Raw genomic sequence first — 16,899 nt, forward strand, 5'->3', positions numbered from 1 at the left:
ACACTCTCGATACAGACTCACTACCGGATCCCGGCTCCTAAGTCGCTCCTAAACGATCTCTGCGTTTCCGCAGGTGAGCGGGTCTGCCAGGTCGAGCAGCTGCCGCAGGCATGGCCCGCACAGCACGAGAGCCGGGTCCGGTGCTGCGGGGCCGCTCATCAGCGGACCGTCCGCATGGCCATGCGCAAGGCCTTGCCGACGGAGCAGTTGAGGAAGTCGTCGGCACACTGCTCGCAACTCTGGGAGTGGTCGAGGAGCGCCGCGTGGAGGTGCTCGAAGCCGCAGGGGTTGCAGCAACGCGGGTACCAGCGGGCTCCGCAGCTGTGCGCATCCGCTTGGCGTGCGCCGAGGTCGAGCGCGGTCGTGTTGTGGAGAGCGGCCGCACACCAGACACAAGCCCTGCCGCACACCTGCTCCTCGGCCAGCTCAGCCGGATCCGGCAGCTCGGTCAGCAACGCCTGGAGGATTCCGCCACTGCTTCCCGCGACGGATGTTGGGACCGTGATCTCACCCATGTCGACTCCTCACCAGTCGGCCATACCCCGGGCCGCACGCGCGCGGTTGCCGGGGCTCTGTCCGTCTCATGGAAGCGACTCACTACAGAGCGTGACAGGGATGCAGCGTCCTACTTTTCCGATGCTATTCGCCGACCCCGAGGTATTCGGCCAACGGCCGCAGCCCCGGAGGGTGGTTGGGGAGCGCCCAAAGGTCACGCACGATGGCGACGGCCAACGTGTGGTGCTGCATCCACGTCGGTGCCACGCGACGCAGCGATTCAAGGGCTTTCACGGCCCCGACCGCGTCCCCGAGATCCGTGTGGGCGCGGGCTACGTCCAACAGCAGCCACGTCCGCCAGGAGGACGGCACGTCTTTGCTCAGCCGCATGCCCTTGGCCAGCCTCAGGGCGTCCTCGGGGTGACCGTACTGAACGGCCAGACGGACGCGTTCAATGCGTACTGACGATGGGCTGAAGACGCTCACCATGCGGCTGTCGCCGCCCTGCGGCAGCTTGTCCACCCGGGCCGCTTCCTTCTCGGCGTGCGCCATCAACGCAGCTGCCCGTTCGTACTCATTGCTGCGCGCGGCCGACGTGGCGGCGGACATGGTCAGCGCGCCCCACACCTTCAGGCCGTCAGCGGTGTCCGTGTGCCCGCTGTCCTTGGTGTCGTCTGCGGCGCGCAGGGCGATGTCGAGGGCGTCGCCGAGGCGTCCTTGCCGCTGGTAGGTCCACGCAACGGAATTGACGATCATGGGACGCAGTAGGGGGTCGGGGGACCGCCCCGCGGCGTCTATGGCGCGCTCCAAGCTGATGAGCGCGAGGTCTGTTTTCCCCATCCGGACGGCGACGTGCCCGGCGAGCTGGAGAGCCTTGCCCAACGCTGCGAAACCGGCGCCCCGGCCGTCGTCGTTGGTCGACGCCGTGGCCGTGTGCGCATCCGAGATCATGTCGGGCAGTGCCTTCATCACCGTGTCGAACTCGGCGGCGTGGTACTGCGTCCAGCCATCCGCGATCTGCTCGCGCAGGTGGTCCATGGAGAAGTCGGGGTCCGGTGACTTCGGCTCCGGTCCCCACAGCGCCGGCATGATGGCGCGACGCATGGCCACGAAGCGGGGCCCGTCGTTCTCTCCCGTGGATGAGACAGCAGGTGGGTCGCCCAGAAGCGTCGTCAGCTCCACGCCGAGACCATTGGCCAACGAGTGCAGCGTGGGTAGACGCGCCGAGTGTTTCCGCCGCTGTTCAAGCTGCCGGATCACGTCAACGGAAACCTGGGAGCGCTCAGCCAGCTCTTCTTGGGTGAGGGAAGCCAGGAGGCGCAACCGTCGAAGAGTTCGTCCCAGTTCGTCGTCTGCCACGCTGTCACGGTACGCCGACCCGACTGCGAGGGAGCATGGCAGTCGAGTTCTCGGTGTCAGGGCCTATGCGCAGTCGTCCAAGGGCAGGAAAACGCAGCGCGCCGGCGTAGACGTAGCCCCTAAGGTTCGGCCCATGGTGATCGCGACTGTCCGTGAGTGGCACGAGGAGGAGGGGTGGGGCGTGCTCGACTGCTCTGAGACTCCTGGCGGCTGCTTCGGCCACTTCTCCGACATACAGATGACCGGCTTCCGCAGCCTGACGCCAGGTCAGCACGTGGACCTCACCTGGGAAGCCCCCGGTTTCAAACAGGACGGGTACGACTATCGCGCGGTGAGCATCGTTCCTCGGTGATCGCTGCGGTACCTAGGAGGCACAGTCATGGCTACGCCGATCCCTGGGCCCCAGTGGCAGAGTGATGGTGGTGTCGGGGCCGTTGCCGCCGCCGGGGGGTTGCATCTCTATCAGTTGGCTCTGCATGAGCGGTACGGGCCCGTCGTGCGGTTTCAGTTGCCCGGGGCCGGGCGCGGGGGCGCCGTGTCCGTTGCCGATCCTGTGTTGTTGGAAGCCACCGCTCACGTCAACAAGCGGCCCGCCAAGCTCTTCGAGTTCCTGGCTCCGCTGTGCGAGGCGGGGAATTTGCAGGTGCTGGACGCCGAAGAGCACGGGCCGTGGCGGCGGTTGCTGCTCTCCGTGCTGGCGGGGCGGCCCTCGCACGAGCGGCATTTCGCGGGCTTCACGGCGCTCGTGACCGACCTCGCCGACCGCTGGGCCGAGCAGGCCGGTCGTGCGCACGTCTCGCTCCAGAAAGATCTCACCTCGCTCTCGCTGCGGATGATCTGCGAGTACGCCCTCGGGGACGCCGCCACCTCGGACATCGTGGACCCGGACCGGGTCACCGCCGCCTTCGAGAACGTCCTCGTCGAGCATCTCGGGCGGAGCGAGCCCTTGAGCGGGGGACAGGGCGGGGCCGACTCCCTCGCCTATCTGCGCGCCACCGTCGATCGCATCATCGCCGCGTACCGCCGCCCCGGCCGGCCCGTACGCGGCGACCGGAGCGATCTCATCGGGGCACTCCTCGCGGCCGGCGAGCGGCCCGCCAGAATCCGCGACACCGTCATGGTCACCATGCTGGCCGCCCACCACACCACCGGGGTCGCCGTCTCGTGGGCCCTGCATCTGCTGGGGCGCCACCCGGACGTGGCCGCACGCGTCGCCGACGAGCTGGACCGGGTGCTCGGTGAGCGTGCCGCCCCCGACTACGCCGACCTGCGGCGGCTCACGTATCTGGACATGGTCCTCAAGGAGTCGATGCGGCTCTACCCGCCCGGCCCTTACGGCGCCCGCGAGGCGACCGAGGACTTCGTCCTCGGAGGGGAGGGGGAGAGTGAGGGGGAGGGGGGTGGCAGCCAGTACGAGATTTCGGCCGGGACCACGATCTTCTATCCCTTCTGGGCCATCCACATGAACCCCGCCCACTGGCCCGACCCCGGCTCGTTCCGCCCCGAGCGGTTCACCCCGGAAGCGGTGGCCGCGCGGCCGAGGTTCGCGTACGTCCCCTTCGGGCTCGGGCCGCGCAGCTGCGAGGGGGCCGGATTGGCCATGGTGGAGGCCGAGTTGATGCTGGCCGTGCTGCTCAAGCGGTTCCGGTTCCGGCCCGTGCCGGGGCACGAGGTGACGCCCGTCGAACGTTTCGTACTCTGGGCAGCCGACGACATCCGTATGACCGTCACCCCACGCGGCCTCTCCCACGGTGCGACCTAGTCGGCCTCACCGCCCACGTGCCTGGGCAGGAAGCAGAACGCGGATGACAGCGATGACTTTTCGGCCCGCCCGTCGTCATACTCCCGACAGCGACGCACACCTGTGCGAGCAGAGGAACAGAGAGGCAGCAGTCCTATGAGCGACGCCGTGGTGAAGGGCCCCGCCAGCTACTTCCCCTCCATCGAGAAGAAGTACGGGCGGCCGGTCGAGGAGTGGAAGCAGTTGGTGCGGGACTCGCCGCTGACCCGGCACATGGAACTCGTCGCCTGGCTCAAGACCGAGCACGGGATCGGGCACGGGCACGCCAACGCGATCGTCGCCCACACGCTCGCCGAGCCCCGGGGCCGGTAACGAGGCCGGTGACGGAGCCGGCGGTGAGGCCAGTGGCGGCCCGGTGACGGGGTCCATGACGGGGGCGCCCGGATCGCACCCGTTCCGGATGGTTCGGCGGGGCGGCCCCGGGTACCCGGGGCGCCAAGCGCAGGAGGCGCCCGGGAGTTTCCTGCGTCAGGCTCTCCTCGTTGGAAACGCAGCGTGGAGAGCTGCCCCTACCCTACGACCCGCTACGCCGTCGGCCCCGAGCACTCGGAGGTCTCCTGCGCGCGGCCCAGGCTCGCGTCCAGCTCCCTGCGGACGTCCTCCGGCAGGTCGCCCGCGCAGCCCCAGGCGACTATCAGGTCGGCGACGCGGCTCAGTTTGATGTTGGTGTGCTGCGAGGTCTCCCGCAGCACGGTCCAGCCCTGGTCGGGGGTCAGCCTGCCCATCGCGACGACGATGCCGATCGCCTGGTCCACCGTGGCATGGGATTCGACAGCCCGTTCCAACTGGCTGACTTTGCGTTGCAGCTCGACGACCTTGTCACCCTGCTCGATCGAATCGGCCGGCTCGTCCGGTCGTCGTTGCGGATCCACGTCTGATGACGTCACATCGCCTCCGGGCGGGGTAGGGGCCAGCGCCAGAATGCCACGGTGCATTCGACGGGCACCACAATTCCTTCACGTCCGCTCCCCGCCGATGCCGGAGACTGGCCGTACGCGCGGGGGCATATGCCGCGTGCAAGCTACCAGGAGGACGGCGGCCTGCGGGCGGGCCGGACGGGCTTCCGGCCCGCCCCCCTCACGGGCCGCGCCACCGCCTTCCTCGCGGACCGCGCCACCGCCCTCAGCCCCCGCCCTCAACCCCGCGTACGTGACATCCATCGCATCGTGCGCCTTGAATACCCCTTGCGCGCAGGGGAGTTGATGCCACCGCGCTATCACCGAACGGCATCGGTCCAGCGCCGCCCGCACTCCCGATACTCGTCCCGACCGGAGGTCGCACCCGCAGGCCTCCATCCCGGAAGGGACACACCCCCATGAACAAGACCAGAACGGGCGTCCTCGCCGCCCTCGGCACCGCGGCGCTCGTGGCCACCCTGACCGCCCCCACGGCGTTCGCGGCCCCCGCCCCCGCGTCGGCCCCCGCCGACAAGAGCGCCGGCCAGTCCGCCCCCGCGTTCCGGACATCGGCGTACGCCTCGTCCTCGTACAACGGCGAGAGCCAGGCCGCCAACCGGCAGTTCTTCGAAGCCGTCATGAAGTCGGCGCTGAAGAAGCAGTCGGCGAAGCCCGGCATCCAGGCCGTCACCGTCACCTACAGCACGCGCAGGGCCCCGAGCTTCCGCAGTCAGATAGCCCAGAGCACCCAGATCTGGAACTCCTCGGTCAGCAACGTGAAGCTCCAGGAGGGCAGCTCCGGGACCGACTTCGAGTACCGCGAGGGCAATGACTCCAGGGGCTCCTACGCCTACACCGACGGGCGCGGGCACGGCTACATCTTCCTGGACTACCGGCAGAACCAGCAGTACAACTCCCTGCGCGTGACGTCCCACGAGACGGGCCACGTCCTCGGGCTGCCCGACCACTACTCGGGCCCGTGCAGCGAGCTGATGTCCGGCGGCGGGCCCGGCCCGTCGTGCACCAACGCGCGGCCCAACGCCCAGGAACGGCAGCGGGTCGACAGCATCTGGGCCCGCGGGGTCGCCGTCCTCAAGGACGAGGGCGAGCTGACGAAGATCCGCTGAGTCCGGTTCCGGTTCCACCGGGTCCGGCCGGGGGCCGTAGAGTCCGGCCCCCGGTCGCCCGTCTCGTACCGCGAGAAAAACGGAATCCGGACCAACCCGGCCGCGCGTGGCAGACTCTCCCACGACATGGGGACTCATGCTCAGGGGAAGCAGCCGGGCCGCCGCGGCCGGCGCCGCCGTGTGCGGACGGGCCTCCAGGGGCTCCTGAAGCGCCTGGAACTGCCGGTCTTTTCGGGGCTCCTGGAGCGGCTGCGGCACCTGAAGCGCCCCGGCGGTCAGGCCCGTCCGGTCCGCCCCGCCCGCCGGGCCCGCCGCCGCTTCCTGGACTACCCCCGCTCCGGCCGCGAGGGCATACGCCGCTGGCTGCCCTCCTGGCGGCAGCTGTTCGGCGCCACCGGCCTCCTCGTCCTCGTCACCACGGCGCTCTTCGTCACCGTGTACGTCAGCGTGGACATCCCCGACGAGAACGAGGCGGCCCGCCGCGAGGCCAACGTCTACTACTGGTCCGACGGCTCCCAGATGGTGAGCACCGGCGAGGTCAACCGGCAGATCGTGGAGCTGGACCAGATCGCCCCGTCCGCCGTGGACGCCGTGATTGCCGCCGAGAACGAGACGTTCTACGAGGACTCGGGGGTCTCCCCCACCGGCCTGCTGAGGGCGGCCGTCGCCATGGTCGGCGGGGGTGAGAAGCAGGGCGGCTCCACCATCACCCAGCAGTACGTGAAGAACACCTACCTCTCGCAGGACCAGACCGTCACGCGGAAGGTCAAGGAGTTCGTCATCGCGCTGAAGGTGGACCGCAAGAAGAGCAAGGACGAGATCCTCAAGGGGTACCTCAACACCAGCTGGTTCGGGCGCGGGGCCAACGGCATCGAGGCGGCGGCCCACGCCTACTACGGCATCCCCGCCAAGAAGCTGAACCCCAGCCAGGGAGCCATGCTCGCCGCACTGCTGAAGGGCGCCGAGCTGTACGACCCGGCGGGCGGACCGGGAAACGACCGGCGGGCGCGCGAGCGCTGGGCGTGGATCCTGGACCGGCAGGTCGAGGTGGGCCTGATGACGAAGAAGGAGCGGGCGAAGTACCGCACCTTCCCCGAGCCGCGCAGGCAGTCGCGCTCCACCAGCCTCGGCGGCCAGACCGGCTACCTCGTCGACATCGCCAACCGGTACGTCAAGCAGCACACCGGCCTCACCGACGAGGAGCTGGCCCGCGGCGGCCACAAGATCCACACCACCTTCGACCGGGGCAGGACCCGGGACCTGGAGCGCGCCGTGCGCGGCGTGCTGAAGCGCGACCTCGCGCCGACAACGCGCCCCGCCGACAAGCACGTACAGGTCGGCGCCGCGTCCGTACGCCCGTCCGACGGGGCGCTGGTGGCGCTGTACGGCGGCCCCGACGCCACCGAGCACTTCACCAACAACGCGGATACGTCCGGCGTCCCGGTCGGCTCGGCCTTCAAGCCGTTCGTGCTCGCCGCCGCGCTCCAGCACGGCGTATCCATAGGGGCAGACAGCCACTACGCCCCCGACGGCACCCTGCGCCGCTCCAAGGGAAAGCCGGACCCCGACCACCCCACGCTCGGCGCGGCCCTGCACACCGGCGGCAACGCCACCTACGTACGCCTCGGTGAGGACATCGGCCGGGAGCAGGTGCGCCGCACCGCCATCGACGCGGGGCTGCTGCCGGAGAGCATGGCCCCTCTGGAACCGACCTTCTCCGTCGGCACGTCGACGCCCAGCGCGATCCGGATGGCCACCGCCTACGGCACGTTCGCCAACGGCGGGCTGCGGCACGCCCCGTACTCGGTCACCAAGGTCGTCAAGGACGGCGCGAGCCTGCCCGGTCTTGAGCGGCCGGGGCCGGGGCGCGCGATGGACGAGGGTGTGGCCCGCGAGGTCACGGACGCCCTGCGCGCGGGCGCCGAGGACCTCGGCCCCGGGGTCGCGGCGGGCCGCACGGGCGACCAGGACCGGCTGCGGACGGCGTGGTGCGCGGGGTTCACGCGGGACCTCTCGACGGCGGTGACCGTATTCCGCGTGCGCCGGGGCCAGTCGGCGCTGCTGCCGATGTCGGGGGTCGGCGGGGACAAGTCGGGGCGCGGGAACGCGCTTCCGCCCAGGATCTGGAGCGCGTACGCGGAGGCCGGAGGCGGCCGTTGACCTTGCCCCTGGGGCAGAGCCCAGAGTCTGCGTCACCGGGCCGACCGGCCCGGTGACGGAGGATGGACCCGTGAACGCGCAACCGCATGACGAACTGCTCTCCATCGGCGTGTTCGCCGCCCGCGCCCGGCTCTCGCCGAAGGCGCTGCGGCTCTACGACCGGCTCGGGCTCCTGGAGCCCGCGTACGTCGACGAGGTCAGTGGCTACCGCTACTACCGCGTGGACCAGGTCGAGCGCGCCCGCACGGTCGCGCTGCTGCGCCGGCTCGACATGCCGCTCGCGGGCATCGCCGAGATGGTGCGGCTCGACGGGGAGCGGGCGGCGCTCTCGCTCGACGCCTACTGGGCGGGGATCGAGGAGCGCTTCGCCGAACAGCGGACGCTCGCGGCCTACCTCCGTGGACGACTTTCGGGAAGGAACGCCGAGTTGTACGCGACATTCGAAGTGAAGACCGTGGACGTGCCGGAGACGCACGTCCTCAGTGAGACCCGGCACGTGGTCGCCGGGGAGCTGGCCGCCTGGATCGGCCCCTCGGCCGAGCGTCTGGAGAAGGCCGCGAAGGAGTGCGGGGGCATCGCCGCCCCGCACTTCGTCGTCTACCACGCGGACGTGACCGAGGAGAGCGACGGGCCCGCCGAGTCGTGCGTGCCGGTCGTGGACGCCGAGGCGGCCCGGGCCTGGGCGGCCGCGCAGGGGCGCGCCTCGGACGCCAAGGTCCGCGTGGAGCCCGCACACCGCCTGGCCTACACCCGGATCACCAAGGCGCAGGTCGCCTATCCGCAGATCATCGCGGCCTACGACGCCGTGGAGGCCTGGGCCGCCGAGCGGGGGCTGACCATCACGGGACCGTGCCGCGAGGTGTACTTCGCGGACTGGGGGCGCAGCGGCCCGGAGGACGAGGTGTGTGACGTGGCGTTCCCGGTCTCGGCCGGATAGCGGCACCCGCCTCCCCACGCAACCCGGGCGTCATCGCCCTCCCCCGCGCCTATCCTGAGGAAGCATGGGGGACGGGGACGGTAAGCGCGGAGTAGCGGCCGGGGGCGTCAAGCCCTGTGCGGCTCAAGGGAGTTGGCGCGTCCGGCTGCGGCGGTGGGCCGCGTCGGGGAGCGGCGACGTGCTCGGCGCGGGGGTGCTGTTCGGCAGCGATCGCGTGCTGACCTGTGCCCATGTCGTACGCGACCCCGCGACGGGCCTGCGCCCCGATCGCGTACAGGTCGAGTTCCCGCTGCTCCAGGGCCTGACCCGCACCCCGCACCGCACCGCGACCGTGGCGGCCGGGCACTGGGTACCGCCCTTCGGCAAGGCGCAGGGCGACCTGGCGGTGCTCGTCCTGGACGAGCCCGCGCCGGTGCCGTCGCCGGTCAGGCTGCACCGCACGCTGGACTACCGGGGCGCCCCGGTGCTCATCGACGGCTTCCCCGAGTTCCAGTCGGGCGGCCAGTGGCTCACGGGCGCGTGCATGGGGCCCGGCGGCGAGGGCGACGAGCGGGTGCAGATCGACCTCACGGGGGCGGGCAGGCTGCGAGGCGGGTTCAGCGGCTCCGGGGTGCGCGAGGAGGGCGGCGACCGGCTGCTCGGCATCGTCGTGCAGGCCGACGAGAGCGGTGAGCACGGGTACATGATCCCGGCGGCCACGGTCGCCAAGTACTTCCGCCGGTTCGCCGAGCGGTACGTGACGGGGCCGCACGCCGTCCCCGGCCACCGTGTCGTCTCGGCCGAGGCGGCCCGCGCGGCCCGCCCGCACGGCCTCCAGCGCACGGTGGCCCGCTGGCTGAACGCCGACCAGGACGCCTGGGACACCGAGGTCCTCTTCATCGCCGAGGACGACGAGCGGGCCCGCCAGGCGCTGTACGTCGTCCTGAACATGGCCGACAGGGAACAGGCCCCGCAACTGGCGGCCGGTCCCCTGGACTTCGACGTGGGCGAGCCCAGTGCCACGCCGCTCCTGTCCCGCGCCGGGATCGCGCCGCGCGTCGGGAGCATCGGGCTCGTACTGGATCTGGAGGACGTCGCCCTCGACGAGCCCTCCCGGCCCGAACTGCGCGAGGCCATGGCCGTGTTGCGGCACGAGCTGCGGCACGCGGCGCGGCCGCGCACCAGTTCGCCCCGCCGCCCCGCCGTCGCCGTGCTGTACGCCGACCGGTCCCCCACCGAACCGGCGGCCGCCGTGCGGATCCTGCGCGAACTGGCCGACGGCGGAGCGCGGTTGCTGCTGGTCGTGCGCGACGCCACGCACGGCTTCCCGTACGCGGTGGCCGAGCATTTACTGCCCGCCGAGCGGGCCGCGCAGTGGTTGCAGCGGATCGGCGCCCGCGTCGACGTCCTCGCCGACGCCGAGCGGCGCGCGCGGCGCCTCTTCCACCGCGTGGAGCCGCACGTCGTGGACCCGCCGGCCGCCACCGCGTACGCGGCGCGGGCCGCGCTGTGGACGGTGCAGCTCAGCAACGAACTGCGGCCCCTCGCCGGGCGGGGCGGACCGCGCTTCCTGGAGAAGCTCTCGTACGCCGAACAGGCCGTGGACACCTACCTGTTGCGGGCCGAGGCCGCCGAGAGCGAGCTGCGGCAGGTACTGGACGAGCATCTGCGGCTGCGCGGGCTGCTCCGCGACCACCTGGCGCGCCTCGCCGGGCGCGGCCTGGCCGAGCACCCCGCCGCCGTCGGCCCCTACCGCGAGGCGCAGCAGCTCCTGATGGCCGGGCCGTGCCCGCTCGCCGACGCGGAGCGGGCGGTGGAGGCGTTCGCGCGGGTGGTGCGGCGGCTCGCCGAGGCGGAGGGCGGCGCGTGAGCCCGGTCAGGCCCTGCCCGCACCCCGGCTGCGCGGGCACCCTCACGCCCACCGGGTACTGCCTGGCCGGCGGGGAGCGCGTGGACCCTGCCACCGGGCGGCACTCCACGGAGCCGTACCCCGCGCACCCATCGAGTCCCGCGCACCCTTCGTATCCTTCCTCCTGCCAGGAGTCCTCCCAGCGCTGGATCGTCGAGCCGGGCCTCGCCGCCGCTCCCCCGCCCCGCCCCGCCCGCGTCACGCTCCCCGCGGAGAACCCCGACCCCACGGTCCTGCCCGAGATCACCCTGCGGGACCGCGCGGACAGCGAGGGCGCCGGTCTCGCGGCGCCGAGCGGGCTTCCGCTGCCGCCCGGCACGCTGCTCGGCGGCCAGTACCGCCTGGTGCGGGCCCTCGGCTACGGCGGGATGGGCGAGGTGTGCCTCGCCCGCGACACCAACGTCGATGACCGCGCCGTCGCCATCAAGATGCTCCACGCGGAGCTGGCCGAGGACTCGTACCGCCTCCTCAAGGGCGAGCGCAGAGAGCTGGTCGAGCTGAACCACGACGGTTTCATCCGGGTGTTCAACTACGGGCACCACCCGGGGGTGGGGGACTTCCTGGTCCTCCAGTACGTCGACGGGCTCAACCTCGAAGAGGTGCGGGCCCGCGCCCGCGAGCACCCGGAGGAGTTCGGCCACGAGCGGTTCCGGGAGTTCGCGCTCGCGTACGGCGTACGGATCCTGGCCGGGCTCGCGTATCTGCACGCCCCCGAGCGCGGCAAGGTCTACGGCGATCTGAAGCCCCCCAACGTCATGCACGACGGCTCCACCACCAAGCTCATCGACGTCGGAAGCGTGCGCCGCGCGGGCGCGCCCGGCCTCACCACCCCGCTCTACCGCGCCCCCAGCGTCGGTGCCCACGGCGAGTCGGAGTCGCAGGACGACCTGTTCAGCCTCGGCGAGACGCTGCGCACCCTGTGCGGCCTCGGCGCGACCCGCCACGACCTCGCGGACCTGGCCGCGCTCGGCCCGCTGGACGACGCGTCCGCCGGGCACCGCGGGCTCGGCCTGGTCTCCCTCGCCCGGGCCCTGCGCCGCGCCACCCGCACCCGGCGCGCCGACCGCTTCGCCAACGCCCGCGAGATGTCCGAGCAACTCCGCGGCGTCTTCCGGGAGTTGAGGTCGCTGCGGACGGGCGCGGAGACCTTCGAGCCGTCGCCGCTCTTCCTCCAGTCCGCGTACGCCCTCGACGGCGGGCTCGGCGCCGCCCCCGAGGTGTCCCGCTGGGCGGCCCCGCCCTCCGCGCCCCGCTACCCCCCTCCCGGCCCGCCCGAGGTCGCCCGGCGCCTGCCCGTGCCGCGCCCCGACCCGGACGACGACCACCACGGCGAACTGAGCAGGCTCAGCGACGACGACCCCGCGGCGCTGCTCCAGCACACCGGCGACTGGCGGGACTCCCCCGAGGTGCACCTGCTGCGCTGCCGTCTGCGGCTGCGGCTCGCGCCGGACACCGACCCCGACGCCCTGCCCGCCGCCGAGACCGCGCTGGCCCTGGCCGAGGACGCCATAGGCCCCGCGAAGGCCCCGTACGACTGGCGCCTCGACTGGCACCGCGGCCTGCTCGCGCTCGCCCGCTCCCGCGTCGCCGAGGCCCGCGACCGTTTCGACCGGGTGTACGGCGCGATCCCCGGGGAGTACGCGCCGAAGCTGGCCCTCGGGCACTGCGCCGAGCACCTGCGGCGGCCCCACGAGGCCCTGACCTTCTACGAAGCCGTACGGCTGCGCAATCCGTCGCTGGGCAGCGCGGCCTTCGGCGCCGCCCGCGCACGGCTCGCCCTCGGCGGCCCGGACGCCCTCGCCGACGCGATCGCCGCGCTGGACGCCGTGCCCCAGCACTCCCGGCACCGCACCGCCGCCCGTACCGCCGCCGTCCGCATCCACGCCGACCACGCCCGGGACGCCGACGGCCTCGGCACGGCGCTGCGGGGCCTCGCCGGCCTCTTCTCGGCGCACGGCCTCACCGACGAGCAGGCCCGCGTGCGGATGAAGGCGGAGGTGTGGGGCGTGGCGCACCGGCTGCTCGCCCCGCCCGACGGCGCCCCGCGGATGACCGGCGCCGAGCTGCGGGCGGTCGCCGCCAGGGCCGACCCGCTGCTCGAATTCCCGCCGGACGAGCGGCGGTTGCGCAAGGACCTGTCCCGCTTCTACCGGGGCCTGGCCCTCCAGGCCGCCCGCGACGCACCGCCGCGGGACACCGAGGTGCCGCTCGCCGAACTCCTCCTGGACCGCGCCTACGCGGTACGCCCCTTCGCCTTACGACACCACAGGGACACCCCATGGCCGGGCAAGAAGATCAGGAACTGGATCAGGAACAACGCTCCGACGCAACAAGGTGGTTGAGCCGCGAGATGAGGGGGCCGCGGGCCCGCGTCGGCCTGGAGGTGAGCCAGGTCGTCGAGCTGCCCCGCCCGCGCCCGCCGGGGACCGCGGAACCGGCGCGGATGTACGCGGTCCTCACGGTGACGGTCCGCAGACCCGGCGCCCACGCGCCGGACGGCCCGGCCCCGGACCGGCCCCGCCCCCGCCTCGCGGAGGTGCTGCTCATCGACCACTCGTCCTCGATGGTGATCCCGCCGAGCCGCCTCGCCGCCGCCCGCGCGGCCGCCGTCAGCGCGCTGGCGAAGATCCCCGACGGAGCGCTGTTCGCCCTGGTCGCCGGGGGAGACAGAACCGCCATGATCTATCCCAGGCGGCCCGGCCTCGCCGTCGCGCACGCCGAGTCGCGGGCCGCCGCCGAGGCCGCCCTGTACGACTGCACACCGGGCGGCGGCACCGCGATGGGCACCTGGCTGGAGCGGGCCAGGCTCCTCTTCCGCGATCTGCCCGCAGGCGGATCCGGCGCCTACGTACGGCACGCCCTGCTGCTCACCGACGGCAAGAACGAACCCGGCTACGAGTCTCGCGAGGACCTGAACGACCGCGTCCGGCGCTGCGCGGGGGTCTTCGACTGCGACGTGGTCGGCATCGGGGACGCCTGGGAGACGGAGGAACTGCTCTTGATCGCAGGCGCGTTGGGCGGGCGGACCCGGGCCGTGGAGGATCTGACGCGGCTGCCGGGCGAGCTGGCCGCGCTCACCGGCCGGGCCGCCGAACGCGACGTGACCGGCCTCCGGCTGCGCCTCTACCACCGGGCCGGGGCGCACCCCCACTCCCTCGAACAGGTCCACCCCACCCGGACCCCGCTCACCCCCGCCCGCACCGACCTGACCGGCGTCGAGACCGGCGCGGGCGGCCCCGTCGAGGAGTACGAGCTGGGCCCCTGCGGTGAGGAGACCCGTGCCTACCTGCTCTGCGTCGGCGCGCCCTACGACCCGGCGCAGCTCGGCAAGGAACTCCTCCTGACGGAGGTGGAGATCGACGCCGGTGAGCACGGCACGGAGCACCTCGAACTCCCCGCCCCCCAGCCCGTCCTCATGCGCTGGACCGACGACGCCGACCTCTACAGCCGCCTCGATCCGCAAGTGGCCCACTTCCAGCACGAGGAGGAGCTGCACCGCACCTTCGAGCGGGCCTGCGCGGAGCTGAAGCGCGGTGCCCGCGAGGAGGCCCGGACGCTGCTCGGCACGGCCTGGCGGCTCGCGGGAGAGACCGGCGACACGGCGATGCGGGACCATCTGCGCCGCCTCGTCCGCGTCCGCGACAGTGAGCGCGGCACGGTGGAACTCCTGGATCACATCGCCAGGTTCGACGTCGAGGCGGCCCGCATCCAGTCGAGCATGACGGTCCTGCCAGGCGGCCGCCCGCCCCGCGCCCGCACCCCCGGCGGCCCCCGGTGACGGCCTCCTGGCACACCGCCCGGCTCGTCGCCACCGACGCCCTGCGCCGGCTGCGCCGCTTCCTGTGGCCCGCCCCGCTCTCCCGGCGGCCGCGCAACCACGCCTACGTGCGGGAACGGATGATCGCCCTGCCGCTGCTCGCCGTCGTCACGTCCGTCGCGTTCGGCTGGGCGTACGCGGAGATCCGCGCGGACTCCGCGGCGCTGCGCGGCAGTTACACGCCCGCCCTCGGCGATCTGGCCGACGCGGAGATGTCCCTGCGCATCGCCGACCGCGAGGCGGAGAAGAGCCTCGCCGCCGGGGAGTCGGTGCGGCTCTCCGGCATCGGCAAGCGCTACCTCACGCGCACGACGCGGGCCACCCAGAGCCTGAACCAGGTGGCCCGCAGCGGCGCTCTGACCACCGCCGAGCGCCAGGAGCTCGACGTGGTCTCCGGGCTCGTCGCCGACTACGGCAACTGGATCGTCTTCGCGCAGAACCACGTCGGCGACCCTGCCCTGCGGGACGCCGGTCTCTCGTACGCCCGCAGCATGCTCTGCACACCACCCGTGCCCCCGCGCGAGACGGGCCCCGGCGGCTACCCGCCGTGCGAGCCGGGCACCGGTTCCGACGCGACCGCCGTGGTGGACCGCATCTCCGCGCTGGAGACAAGCCTGCGTGGCAGGCTGGCGGGCCGCGCCGCCCTCGGCGGCGGCGTGTGCGGCGCGGCCGTCGTCGCGGCGACCGCCCTCGCCCTGCTCGCCCTCGGCCTGTGGCGCACCCAGGTCTTCCTCCACCACCGCTTCCATCTGCGCGTCAGCGTCCCCCTGCTCGCGGCCGCGCTGCCGCTGCTCGCCGTGCCGTTCCTGACGGCCGACGCGGTGCTCGCCCACCGCGCGCAGCAGCGGGTCGTGGCCACGGCGGGCGCGCTGTCCCACGCGACCTCACCGGCGATCGAGTCCACCGCCGACGAGCGGCCCTTCGCCGACCCGGACCCCCGCCTCATCGCCTCGCTGGACGCCCGCGCCGACCGTGACCTCGCCGAGGGGCGCCTGTCCTCGCTCGACGGGGCCGCGCCGTGGGTGGCGCCCGTGGGACTGCTCACCGCGGGCCTGATCTACGCCACGCTGCACGCCTACCGCCGCGAGTACGTCCTCATCTCCCGCTCCGGAGCCGCCGTATGAGCCGGGCCCTCGCCGCCCTCCGCACCCTCCGTGCATTCCTCGCGGCCTGTCTGCTCGCCGTCACCGCCGGTGCGTGCGCGGGCGAGAGGGACGAGACGCTCGTCGTCCTCGGCCCCTGGACCGGCGACGAGGGCGAGGCGTTCGAGGCGATGCTGAACAGGCTCGACGACGGCACCGGACGGACGTACACCTACCAGGGGACCCGCTCCCTGCGCGAGACGCTCGTCGCACAGCTGGAGGCGGGCGACCCGCCGGACGTGGCGATCCTCAACAGCGTCGGCGAACTCACCGAGTACGCCCGCGCGGGCCGCCTGCGCCCGCTGCCCGCCGCGGCCGCCGCCCGCGCCTACCCGCCGTGGGCGCCGCCGCTCGCCGTCGACGGCACGCGCCGCACGTACTGGGTACCGCTCAAGGTCGACCTGAAGAGCCTGGTGTGGAGCAGGGAAGGACAGTCGGCCGCATCCCCCGAGTGGTGCGTGGGCCTCGCCTCGCAGGCCACGTCGGGCTGGCCGGGCACCGACTGGATCGAGGACATCCTGCTCCATCAGGCGGGCCCCGACGTCTACACCCGGTGGGCCACCGGCCGCCTCCGCTGGCGCGACCCGCGGGTCCGTGAGGCCTGGACGACCTGGGCCGACCTCCTCGGCGACCGCTCCAAGGCGTCCGTCGACCAGTCCCTCACCATGTCGTACGTGGGGACCCCCGACCCGGCGGACAAGGGCGGGGCGGACCCGCGCGGGCTGCTCGGCTCCGTGACCCCGCGCTGCACGCACGAGCACCAGAGCGCCTTCATCCGGTACGTGTACGCCGGCGACCCGGTGCGCGCCGATCCGTCGGCGGGCTTCCTGCGCGGCCGCTCCGCCCACGACGGCGCCTACGAGGTGGCGGGCGACATGGCCGCCGTGTTCAGCGACGACCCGGCGGCCCGCACCCTCGTCGAACGGCTGTCGGGCAAGACGGCCCGCACGCTGTGGCGCTCCGAGGCGAAGGAGGAGCTGCGGCCGTTCTTCCCGGACGCCACCGACCCCCAGCCCACCGATCCGACGGGCCGGCGCATCGCCGCGATCCTCACCGAGAAGGCGCGCACGCTCTGCTTCGACGCCTCGGACGCGATGCCGCCGGTCCTGCGCGACGCGTTCCACCGCGCCGTCCTCCAGTACTTCGGGAACCCGACGGGCGAGCGCCTCGACGAGCTCCTCGGACAGCTGGACGCGGTGCGCGAGGACGCGGCGCCGGACACGGGGCCCGGCCGCCTGCCCGCTTCCGGGGTCTGCGCGGCGCCCGGCGGCTGAGAG

General features: G+C 73.0%; 14 protein-coding genes. 11 read left to right on the forward strand and 3 right to left on the reverse strand.

Annotated elements, in window-relative coordinates:
* Positions 1-158: 158 nt before the first annotated feature.
* Together CP975_RS14830 and CP975_RS14835 are read right to left on the reverse strand one after the other, a co-directional pair.
* Positions 159-515 carry a hypothetical protein gene (locus tag CP975_RS14830; RefSeq protein ID WP_055535094.1) on the reverse strand — a complete coding sequence of 119 codons (357 nt, stop codon included), beginning with the start codon at positions 513-515 and terminating at the stop codon, positions 159-161.
* A 124-nt stretch (positions 516-639) separates the two neighbouring features.
* On the reverse strand, positions 640-1,854 hold the full coding sequence (locus tag CP975_RS14835; RefSeq protein WP_055535092.1) for a helix-turn-helix domain-containing protein: 1,215 nt from the start codon (positions 1,852-1,854) through the stop codon (positions 640-642).
* Between the two features lie 133 nt (positions 1,855-1,987).
* Here CP975_RS14835 and CP975_RS14840 point away from each other — a divergent pair, with 133 nt between their 5' ends.
* The 3 genes from CP975_RS14840 (at position 1,988) to CP975_RS14850 (ending at position 3,967) form a co-directional block, all read left to right on the forward strand.
* Complete coding sequence (locus tag CP975_RS14840) at positions 1,988-2,206, forward strand: cold-shock protein (protein WP_055535090.1); 219 nt, start codon at positions 1,988-1,990, stop codon at positions 2,204-2,206.
* Positions 2,207-2,233: 27 nt separating this feature from the next.
* Entirely contained in the window at positions 2,234-3,616 is a 1,383-nt protein-coding gene (locus CP975_RS14845; RefSeq protein ID WP_150476973.1) for a cytochrome P450, read from the forward strand.
* Positions 3,617-3,751: 135 nt separating this feature from the next.
* The gene (locus CP975_RS14850) at positions 3,752-3,967 is read left to right on the forward strand and encodes a DUF4287 domain-containing protein (RefSeq protein WP_055529117.1); all 216 of its coding nucleotides are present in this window, start codon (positions 3,752-3,754) and stop codon (positions 3,965-3,967) included.
* A gap of 212 nt (positions 3,968-4,179) precedes the next feature.
* Here CP975_RS14850 and CP975_RS14855 read toward each other — a convergent pair whose 3' ends face one another.
* Positions 4,180-4,542, reverse strand: coding sequence for an ANTAR domain-containing protein (locus tag CP975_RS14855; RefSeq protein WP_246201515.1), 363 nt, complete (start codon positions 4,540-4,542; stop codon positions 4,180-4,182).
* Between the two features lie 428 nt (positions 4,543-4,970).
* Between CP975_RS14855 and snpA the strand changes: the two genes are divergently transcribed.
* The 8 genes from snpA (at position 4,971) to CP975_RS14895 (ending at position 16,896) form a co-directional block, all read left to right on the forward strand.
* Complete coding sequence (gene snpA, locus CP975_RS14860) at positions 4,971-5,678, forward strand: snapalysin (RefSeq protein WP_150476975.1); 708 nt, start codon at positions 4,971-4,973, stop codon at positions 5,676-5,678.
* A 126-nt stretch (positions 5,679-5,804) separates the two neighbouring features.
* On the forward strand, positions 5,805-7,838 hold the full coding sequence (locus CP975_RS14865) for a transglycosylase domain-containing protein (RefSeq protein WP_150476976.1): 2,034 nt from the start codon (positions 5,805-5,807) through the stop codon (positions 7,836-7,838).
* 70 nt (positions 7,839-7,908) lie between these two features.
* Complete coding sequence (locus CP975_RS14870) at positions 7,909-8,775, forward strand: MerR family transcriptional regulator (protein WP_246201517.1); 867 nt, start codon at positions 7,909-7,911, stop codon at positions 8,773-8,775.
* Between the two features lie 64 nt (positions 8,776-8,839).
* Positions 8,840-10,624 (forward strand): S1 family peptidase, encoded by a 1,785-nt coding sequence (locus CP975_RS14875; RefSeq protein WP_150476977.1) that lies wholly within the window; start codon positions 8,840-8,842, stop codon positions 10,622-10,624.
* Positions 10,621-13,005, forward strand: a complete 2,385-nt coding sequence (locus CP975_RS14880) for a tetratricopeptide repeat protein (protein WP_246201519.1) — start codon at positions 10,621-10,623, stop codon at positions 13,003-13,005. Before CP975_RS14875 ends, CP975_RS14880 begins: the two co-directional genes overlap by 4 nt.
* 8 nt (positions 13,006-13,013) lie before the next feature.
* Positions 13,014-14,441 carry a vWA domain-containing protein gene (locus CP975_RS14885; RefSeq protein ID WP_167532697.1) on the forward strand — a complete coding sequence of 476 codons (1,428 nt, stop codon included), beginning with the start codon at positions 13,014-13,016 and terminating at the stop codon, positions 14,439-14,441.
* Positions 14,438-15,604 carry a hypothetical protein gene (locus CP975_RS14890; RefSeq protein WP_167532698.1) on the forward strand — a complete coding sequence of 389 codons (1,167 nt, stop codon included), beginning with the start codon at positions 14,438-14,440 and terminating at the stop codon, positions 15,602-15,604. Before CP975_RS14885 ends, CP975_RS14890 begins: the two co-directional genes overlap by 4 nt.
* Complete coding sequence (locus CP975_RS14895; RefSeq protein ID WP_055533747.1) at positions 15,601-16,896, forward strand: extracellular solute-binding protein; 1,296 nt, start codon at positions 15,601-15,603, stop codon at positions 16,894-16,896. The genes CP975_RS14890 and CP975_RS14895 overlap by 4 nt, the downstream gene beginning before the upstream one ends.
* The last annotated feature ends 3 nt before the right edge of the window (positions 16,897-16,899 follow it).

This window comes from Streptomyces alboniger, from assembly GCF_008704395.1.
Classification (GTDB): domain Bacteria; phylum Actinomycetota; class Actinomycetes; order Streptomycetales; family Streptomycetaceae; genus Streptomyces; species Streptomyces alboniger.